We start from the raw sequence: 8,826 nt of genomic DNA, 5'->3' as shown, positions 1-8,826 counted from the left end.
GGCCGCCATCCGCTCGCGATCGACAGGCAGAGCCGCCAGGAAGTAAGCGTTCAGCAGTGCGCAAACGAAAGGGTAAGCCGCCAGGGACGCCAAGATCCATGTAGCGAAGAACAGGTCGAAAGACCACTCGGCAAGCCAGCTTCCCTGGATGGCGCACAGGGGCACGGCGGCCAAGAAGCTCGCCGCCACCGAGAAGGACACGACCCCTTCGTCGACCATGCGAAAAAACAGTGAGAGACGAGCCGTGATTCCTCCTTCATTCAAGAATGACAGCCTGGAATGGTATCAGTATTTTTATCGTTTGATGATAAGAAGCCGGCACTTCCGGCGAACGGAACCCTTACTCTCCCCCGAGATCCAAATCAATCTCGTACACGCGCTCGGGGGCGGTCCGCCTCAAGCCCGCCTTGACGCGGGCCTCCCCCGTTTTACGACGCTCTTCGACGAGGCGATCGAACTCCTCATCGGTGACGATCTTCAGGATATCGCCCGGCTGGCAATCCAGCTCGAGACAGATTTCCATGAGGGTGTCCATCCTGATGCCGCGCATCTTCGCCTGGCGTATCCTGGACACGTTCACGGTCGTGTGCCCGGTGGCGCGCACGAGGTCCTTGCTGCTTTTGCCCTTCTCGAGCAGCACCGCTTCCAATTCGACTATCAGGTGCTTCGCCATATTCAAGCCCCTACAGGTAATCATCCGAATCGGCCTGCAGCAAAGCCCCGTACTTCCAAACGGAAGAGAGCGAGAAGCAAACGACAGCCCCAACGACGGATTTGACGTCGATGGAAATAACCGAATAGTTGGCCGATTCATCCGAAGCAAGTCCTATATGAAACCCACCAGCATTCGCAACTGACACAAAACCGGACGATATCAAAATGCCGAGAACAAATCCCGTCAAAAACAGCCAAGCGATGATTCTAATTTGATTAGCATGGGCAATGGTGAAGGGCGAACGACCTTGTGCTACATCTTTCGCGATGCTTCTCATGACCAAAAGAATCACTCCGTAGATCGCAAAATCGAGAAGGCTCAACGTCAGCTGCATGAGGTAAGACACATCGAGAGCTTCGCCCGAACCTGCGAAATCACTTACCTTGGCCACTAAAAACAGCGCTACGAAAACGCAAACGAAGACAAAAGCAACCAAGAACAAGCAACTAAGCCTTGAACCAAGCACTTCGAGCTTAGCGAGAGCTTTCTCTATCTTCCGAATGCTTTTCGTCACGCTACTTGCCGATCTCTAATAATTGCCGAATAAGTAGTCAACCCACTATCGAAGTACCGCCTACGCTGCACCTTCCACACTGCTTAAACTGCAGCCAGGTTTGGTTTTTCCTGAGGCATGGAGCTAAATCCAAGATTGAAGCAGAGACTGCCAAAGCCGATCAGCGCGCAAGTACCCAACGTAGACCCTTCGCTGTAGAACAACATATTCATTTCTCCTTTCAAATGTTGACTATTCTGATCCATGTTCACATTCTACGATATGAATCGACACGAAGTACAGGGCAACAAAAAATTCGACATCGCGAACGATGCCGAATTCCGAACCGCTTACGCTCTCGCCACGCCTACCCCAACACCCCCGGGGAGGCGTTGGCGTGTCGGACGAAATCGACGATACGCGCGATGAAACCGTTTTTGCCTCCGATCGCCTGTGCCCCTGCGCGCTGGTGAGACGGCGCGCCCAGCAGCGGGCTCTCGTCGCCGATGTAGTACAGCGTGGTAGTCAGCACCATGCCGATCAGCGCCACTGCCTCGAACGCTGGATCGATCTCGGACCGGATGAAGCCCTCCCTCTGACCGCGCGCCAGCTGACCCTCCAACACGTCCAACAAGCGCCCCTCGTAGTCGCGCATGGACCTTGACCACACGCGACCCTCGCGCCACAGCTCGGACACGAAGAAGCGCCCGAACGCCTTGTTCTCGAAAATGCTCGTGGCGAACAGCTCCACCATGCCGGTAAGCGCCTCGGGCGCGGTGGGAGCCTCCGCAGCGATGCGCTCGAAGCCCTCGATGAGCCCGCCGATCCCCTCTTCCAGGATGCTCTCGGCCATGACGGCCTTGCTTTTGAAGTGATAATACGCCACGCCCTTCGATACGCCGGCCGCATCGACTATCTCGTTGACCGTGGCCGCCGAGTACCCCTTCTCGCCGATCACCGCCAACGCCGCTTCGAGCAGCTGCTTGCGCGTCGCGCACGCTTTCTCGGTTCGCTTCGTTCCCATCATCGCATCACCCCCGCGGCCCGGCGTCCGTCGCCGGGCCGTTCGTCTGTCATTCCCCAGTGTAGCAGGTCGGAAACTAGCCGAGCTGCAGCACCGGATGCAAGTCCTCCATACGCACCGTGCGCTTGCGATACGCCACAAGACACGTCAGCGCGAAGCACGCAGCCCCGATTGCGAACAACACGAAGCAGTCGAAGCCCACGATGCCGTAATCCAATCCCGTCATGATCTGGCGCATGCCCTGCACCACGTACGTCATGGGCATGTACGGGTTGATAACCTGGAAGAAGTCGGGCGTCGTCTGGATGGGGAACGTGCCCGCGCAAGCCGTCAGCTGCAGCATAAGCAGGATGATGGCGACGAACTTACCGGGGAACCCGAACGCCGCCATAAGCATCTGCATGATGGCCGCGAACACGAGAGCCGTGAGGTAGCCCATAGCGTAGAACGCGGGAACGTTGTCGATTTGCAGCTGCAGGCCGAATTGAAGCACCACCATGAGCAGCGTGGCCTGGATGAGCGAGAAGAACGCCACCGGCAGGTAGTTCGAGAACGCCACCGTGACCGGATTCGCGCCCGACATGATGAGGCGGCTGTTGAGCGGCTTGAACACGAACCCTGCCACAAGACCGCCTACCCACAGACCCAACGCCATGAAGTACGGGGCGAATCCGGTTCCGTAGTTCTTCACGGTGGTGTAGTACTCGTTCGCAAGCTCGACGGGATCGCTCATCACCTCGGACTTGCCGTCGATGTTCGTCGTCTGCTCGGCGGCGGTCTTCGCGCCGTCTGCGAGGGCGGTGGACAACTCGCCGGAGCCGTCCACTGCGTCGGTCAGACCCGAAGCGAGCGTACCGCTGCCCTCCTCCAACTGCACGGCGCCGGAAGCGATCTGCGCAGAACCGTCCTTGGCGCTTTGCGTGCCGGCAACCAGCTGACCCGCACCGTTCTTGGCTGCTTGGACGCCATCGACAAGCTGCGCCGCTCCGTCGTCGAGCTGGTTCGCACCCGACACCGCCGAGGACGCGCCGTCGTTCACCTGCGAGGCGCCGGACGCCACCTTCGAGGAGCCGGCTACAAGCGAGGACATGTTGGCGTTCACCTCGTTGGCGCCGGCGTCGAGCTGCAGCACGGCGGCGCGCAGCGAAGGAGCGCTGTCGACCAGCGGCGACACCGTGCCAAGGAGAGAGTCGGCGCCCTTTTGAACCTTCGCCGCGCCGTCCTTCGTTTTCGCGACGCCGTCCTTGAGCAGGGAGACACCGTCGTCCACTTGAGCGTCCATCAAAGCGAGGGCACCTTTGAGGTCGCGGGCGGAGCCTTGCAAGCCCTCGTTGATCTTCTTGGCCTGCTCGATGTACGCCGCCGCGTTCTTCGGGTCGGCCGCAGCGGCATCGAGCAGCTTGGCCTGCACGTTCAACGCGCCGTACAGCGAAGCCTGCGGATCGTCGTCGGACTCGGATCCGACACTACCGGAAATCGCGGCGGTGCCGGCCTTGACCTTCGCGTCGAGCGCATCCAGTCCCGCCGACAGGTTGTTGAGACCGCCGTTGACGGTTGTCTGCGACATGTCGTCGCTCGCGCCGAAGCCCGCGTCCAGATCGGCGACGCCTTGATTGAACGCGGCCACTTCGTCGTCCCCCGGCAGCGAGGCCGTGGCCTTTGCCAGCTCGCTTGCGCCGGCGGCGACCTTGCTGGTGCCGTCGGACTGCAGCCTGCCGGCGCCGTCTGCGACGCCGCTCGCGCCGGAGGCGACCTGGCCGGCACCGTCCTTCAGCTGGTTCGCACCCGCTACGAGGGATTGCGTTCCGTCTTTCAGCGCGAACGTGCCGCCGGACAAGGTGCCCAAGCCGCCGTCGAGCGACGATGCGCCGGAGACGAGGCTGCCCAGGCCGGCGTCCAGCGTCAGCGCGCCGTCCTTGAGCGTGCCGAGATTCGACGTGATGGCAACGCTTCCGTCATGTGCGGTGATCAGGCCGTTCTTCAAATCGCCCGCACCGTCGGCGGCCTTCTGGATGTCCTTGCCCGAATCGGCCACGCGCCCGAGCACGGTCGTCCAGTACTCGGCGGCCACCGTGTCGCTCACCCGCGTGCGCACTTCCTTCCACACCGTCTCGCCGATCTGGGACGCCAACATGTTCTCGCTCTGGTTGTAGTCGATCTTCAACTGGGCCTTCTCGGGTGCGGAGCCGTCGACCGAGGCGATGCTCTCGGAGAAGTCGGCCGGAATCGTGCACGTCATGAAGTACTCGCCGTCCTCGAGGCCCTTCCGCGCCTCGTCGGCCGACACGAAGTGCCAGCCCAGACCGTCGTCGGTATCCTTGAGCTGCTGCACCACATCGTCGCCGAGGTTGCGCTGCTCGGCGGCGATCACCGCGCCCCTGTCCTCGTTCACCACGGCCACGGGCACCGTGTTCAGGCGCGCGTACGGATCCTGGAACGCCGCCAGATACAGCGCGCCGTACAGAAGCGGCATGATGGCGATGGCGGCGATGACCACCCACATGATCTTCGATGCCGTGATGTTCTTCCATTCGAGGCCGGCGAACCTGAGTCCCTTGAACGCCATGAGCTACTCACCATCCTTCGACAGATACACCGTCGCGTCGGCCATGGCGGCCAGATCGCGCTCCACCACTCCCACGACGACGGCGACGTTGCGCGTGCGCGCCGCATCCAGCAGCAGATCGACGAGAGCCTCCGACTGCGACATGGTCAGCTGGCTCTCCACGTCGTCCACCACCACGGCATCGGGTTCGCCCACAAACGCAAGCGCGATACCCAGCTGTGCGAGCTTCTGCGATGTGAGATCCTTCACGCGCACGTTCGCCACGTCGCCCAGCTGCCACTGCCGCAGGTAGTCCGTAACCGCCTCGCGGCGCGGCTTACGACCGTACAGCTCGAACTCGGCTCCCAACGCATATGCCGCCGTCAAGCTGTCCTGGAGGTCGTTCAACCCGCTGAACAACCCCAGGCCCACGTGCCGCTCCGCCTTCGAGCGCTGGCGCGGCAGCTCGAATTCGCCCACGTTCAACGTTCCCTCCGTCTGCTTCATGCGGCCCGCCAGCGTGAGCAGAAGCGCCGTCTTTCCGCTGCCGTTGCGCCCGCGCACGGCCACCAGCTCCCCTTTGTGCACGTCAACGTCCACTTCGCGGTACGCGTATCCTGCGTACGTCTTCAACCCCAACCCGCGTGCGCTGATGTACGGTGCGCCGGCGAATGCGGCTCCCTCGCGCACGAACGTGCCCGATTCCGGACGCATCTGAAGCGCGTCCGCCCCCTTCGACGGCGGCTTCGCTCCATCCACCCACGGCTCGATGGTAGCCGGCTTCTCCTGCATGCCCATCACGTCCTTCGCGTCGTTCGTCAGCCTTCATTTTTTGACTGACTAGTCAGTTTTTCAAACGGAGTATAGCACCGTCGCGGACAGGTGCAAGGTCTCGCACCGCAAATGCGCAAATGTCCAGGGCTCGCGCAAGGTCGACCTTCCGCAGCGCGCCATGACGCCGAAAACGTCCCCGCATGGAGCGAACAAGGCGGTTTGGCAATCATATCGAAAAGGTAGGATACAGAGAGAAGCTGCCCCATCTGGTAAAACGTCAAGCAAACTGTTCCCACGCCCGCAGACGGGCGCGATGGGATGTTTCCGAAATTACCAAACCGAGCCGTTTTTACCTACAGCTCTCGATTTCGCCGTCCCCCTCCCGACAGGTGCGTTCGCAGCGCTCCCGCAATCGATCCTCGCTAACGCTTCGCGTAAAGTATTCTGGCATCGCCAAGCCTTCTCCTCGTTCTCCTTTAGTGGTTCCGTCGCAAAGCCGTCACGATGCCGTTATCTCGGGTATACTTCCAGCGAACGAACCGCGCGCGGATGCGCGCAATTTCGCGCAGAAACGGAGCTGCCATGAAAGCGAAGATGATCCATCGCTGCATCCACGTCCTCGACCTGGGCGCGTCGCTCGCGTTCTACGAACGCGCGCTGGGCCTGGCCGTTCAGAGGCGCATGGGGCCCGACGACGGATCGTGGGAAAACGTGTTCCTCGGCAACGAAAAGACCGATTTCCAGGTGGAGCTCACGTGGAACCGCGGCCGCACCGAGCCTTACGACAACGGCGGACGCGACACGCACCTGGCCTTCGAGGTGGACGACATGGACGCCGCGCGCGCCTTGCACGAGGAGATGGGCTGCGTGTGCTTCGTGAACGAGCGCATGGGCATCTACTTCATCGAGGATCCCGACGGCTGCTGGCTGGAAATCCTCCCGGCAGATCGCGCGGAGTAGCCTCCCGCACCCTTCTCGCAACATCGAGGCATCCAGCCTCCCCATTCCCCACAATCCTCATGACAACGGGCGGCATCCGCGCAAGGCGGGTGCCGCCCGCACGTTTGAAACGCGTTGGAGTCTTCGGCAACGCACGGGTAAACCGCGTTGGAAACGGTTGCACGAAACGTGGAAACCGCGCTGGAAACGCGTGGCAGTTGCGCTGGATTCGAAGGTGCTCCGCGCTGGACGCACGCCATCAAAACGTAAGACCAGGTCGTTATCATGGAAGCACGGTAAATTGCAGCGGCGCCGCCATCGGCGAGACAGGGAACGGCCATGGCTCGGCGCCGCTGCAAACCGTACGAAACGCGGCGGGCGGAAAGCATCCAACTCGGCCGCCCGTCGCATGAAACCCTTACGCACCGCACGAGCTTGCTAAATTATAAATAGTATTGACAATAAAAGGGATCGGGGATAGGATGGTCAAGCGCAGAGAGGTCGTCAGGTTTTTCCGGCAGAACGGCTTCAAGAACGAAGGGGCACAAATCACGACAAGTTCAGGCATCCCGACGGCAGAAGAACCGTTATCGAGCGACATAGCGAGATCTCAAACCAGCAATTTGAAGTCATGAAAAAACAGGCCGGACTCAAATAGCCCACCCCCTCCGAAGGAGACGAGCATGAAGCACGTGTACGAGTTTGAAGTGTTCCTCGATGAGGGCCGCTACACCGTCTGGCCCTTCGATTTCGAGTGCGGCGGCACGTCGGGCGCCACGTTTCGCGAAGCGTGCGAGATGGCGGTCGATTGGCTGAAAACCGTCGTTGAGGATTACGCGATGCACGACGAGGCAACTCCCGAGCCCACCTTCGACAACGAGCCGCGCTACGGCGGACGGATCATCACCGTCGCCATCGACGCCGGGCTGGAAACCATCCCCCGCATGACGGCTGCCGAAGCCGCGCGCGCCTTGGGCGTGTCCCCCTCGCGCGTCAGCCACATGATCCGCGACGGCCTCCTCGAGTCGTTCAAGTACGGGCACAACACCTGGGTGACGGGCTACAGCGTGGAGGCCCGCCTACGCGAGCGCCCTCCCGCAGGCCGTCCGAAGCGCAAGCCCGCCGCCAGCGCGGAAGACCGGCCGCAGGCGCTCGAAGCCTAGCCGGCCCTTCCCTCGCACCCCACCCCCGAAACCGAGGAGGGAGCCGCACCGCGGCTCCCTCCTCCACTCTCAAACCCTCGACGGATCATGTCGCAAGCGCGCTAGTTCCCCGCAGCGCGCGCAGCCTGGTAGGCTTCCACCAGCTTCTTCGTCACGTCGGCCGGTGCCGGCTCGTAGCCTTCCAGCTCGATGGAGTACGACCCCGAGCCGCGCGTGATGGCCCGCAGGTCCTTCGTGTACGTGACCACCTCGGCGTAGGGTACGCGCACCATGATGACCGTCTCGCCCGCGTCGTTCGAGTCGGTGCCCACGATACGGCCGCGGCGCGTGGAGATGTCGCCCATCACCGCGCCGGCGTACTCCTCTCCCACCGTCACGTCGAGGTTCGCCATGGGCTCCAGCAAAATGGGGTCGGCCTTCTCGCACGCGGCACGGAAGCCGATGCGCGCGGCTGTCTTGAACGCCATCTCGTTGGAGTCGACGGAGTGGTACGAGCCGTCGTACACCGCACACTTGATGTCTTCCATAGGATATCCGGCCAAGAAACCCTCGCGCATGGCATCCTGCACGCCCTTGTCGATGGCCGGCAGGTAGCCGCGGGGAATCTTGCCGCCCACGATCTCGTCGACGAACTCGTAGCCCGCTCCCGGATTCGGCTCGATGCGCAGCCAGCAATCGCCGAACTGCCCCGCGCCGCCCGTCTGCTTCTTGTGACGACCCTGCGCCTCGGCCGTCTTGCGGATGGTCTCGCGATACGGAATGCGCACGGGGATGAGCTTCGCCTCCACGCCCGTCTGCTCCTTGAGCCGGGCGATCAGCGTCTCGATCTGCGCCTCGCCCATGGCCGTGATCACCGTCTGGTGCGTCTCTTCGCTACGGTTGATGATCAGCGTGGGGTCGTTCTCGGCCGCGCGAGCCAGAAACGTTCCCAGCTTGTCCTCGTCCTTCTTGTTCGCCGCCTCGATGGCCACCGGGTACTGAGGGACGGGCAGCGGCAAGGGGTCGATGGCCACGTCGCCCGACTTCGACATCGTGTCGCCGGCACGCGTATCGGTGAGCTTCGGCACCACGATGATGTCGCCGGCCTTCGCGCTCTTCACGTCGACGGATTCCTTGCCCATCATCACGTACAGGTGGCCGAGGCGATCCTTCTTCCCCGTGCGAGCGTTGATC

7 protein-coding genes and 2 pseudogenes are annotated in these 8,826 nt (G+C 62.1%); 2 read left to right on the top strand and 7 right to left on the bottom strand.

Annotation, left to right across the window (positions count from 1 at the left end; genetic code table 11):
- The 6 genes and pseudogenes from ACMO6A_RS13440 to ACMO6A_RS13415 all read right to left on the bottom strand — a co-directional run.
- A pseudogene (locus ACMO6A_RS13440) lies at positions 1–219 on the bottom strand (hypothetical protein); the annotation flags it as partial.
- 121 nt (positions 220–340) lie between these two features.
- Entirely contained in the window at positions 341–673 is a 333-nt protein-coding gene (locus ACMO6A_RS13435) for a helix-turn-helix domain-containing protein (RefSeq protein WP_009306392.1), read from the bottom strand.
- 10 nt (positions 674–683) lie between these two features.
- Positions 684–1,157 carry a hypothetical protein gene (locus tag ACMO6A_RS13430; protein WP_009306393.1) on the bottom strand — a complete coding sequence of 158 codons (474 nt, stop codon included), beginning with the start codon at positions 1,155–1,157 and terminating at the stop codon, positions 684–686.
- Positions 1,158–1,575: 418 nt separating this feature from the next.
- Positions 1,576–2,235 (bottom strand): TetR/AcrR family transcriptional regulator, encoded by a 660-nt coding sequence (locus ACMO6A_RS13425; RefSeq protein WP_009306394.1) that lies wholly within the window; start codon positions 2,233–2,235, stop codon positions 1,576–1,578.
- A 73-nt stretch (positions 2,236–2,308) separates the two neighbouring features.
- Positions 2,309–4,798, bottom strand: a complete 2,490-nt coding sequence (locus ACMO6A_RS13420) for a YhgE/Pip family protein (RefSeq protein ID WP_418471413.1) — start codon at positions 4,796–4,798, stop codon at positions 2,309–2,311.
- Between the two features lie 3 nt (positions 4,799–4,801).
- Complete coding sequence (locus tag ACMO6A_RS13415) at positions 4,802–5,569, bottom strand: ATP-binding cassette domain-containing protein (RefSeq protein ID WP_229033334.1); 768 nt, start codon at positions 5,567–5,569, stop codon at positions 4,802–4,804.
- A 564-nt stretch (positions 5,570–6,133) separates the two neighbouring features.
- Between ACMO6A_RS13415 and ACMO6A_RS13410 the strand changes: the two genes are divergently transcribed.
- Positions 6,134–6,511, top strand: coding sequence for a VOC family protein (locus tag ACMO6A_RS13410; protein ID WP_114516410.1), 378 nt, complete (start codon positions 6,134–6,136; stop codon positions 6,509–6,511).
- A 662-nt stretch (positions 6,512–7,173) separates the two neighbouring features.
- Positions 7,174–7,653: a type II toxin-antitoxin system HicB family antitoxin gene (locus ACMO6A_RS13405; RefSeq protein ID WP_114516409.1), complete on the top strand. Its 480-nt coding sequence runs from the start codon at positions 7,174–7,176 to the stop codon at positions 7,651–7,653.
- A gap of 101 nt (positions 7,654–7,754) precedes the next feature.
- Here the strand turns inward: ACMO6A_RS13405 and ACMO6A_RS13400 are convergent.
- A pseudogene (locus ACMO6A_RS13400) lies at positions 7,755–8,826 on the bottom strand (elongation factor G); the annotation flags it as partial.

The organism is Eggerthella sp. (assembly GCF_048329335.1).
Taxonomy (GTDB): Bacteria; Actinomycetota; Coriobacteriia; order Coriobacteriales; family Eggerthellaceae; genus Eggerthella; species Eggerthella lenta.
Note: the sequence above shows the minus strand (reverse complement) of the source record. Positions and strands in the feature narration are given on the sequence as shown.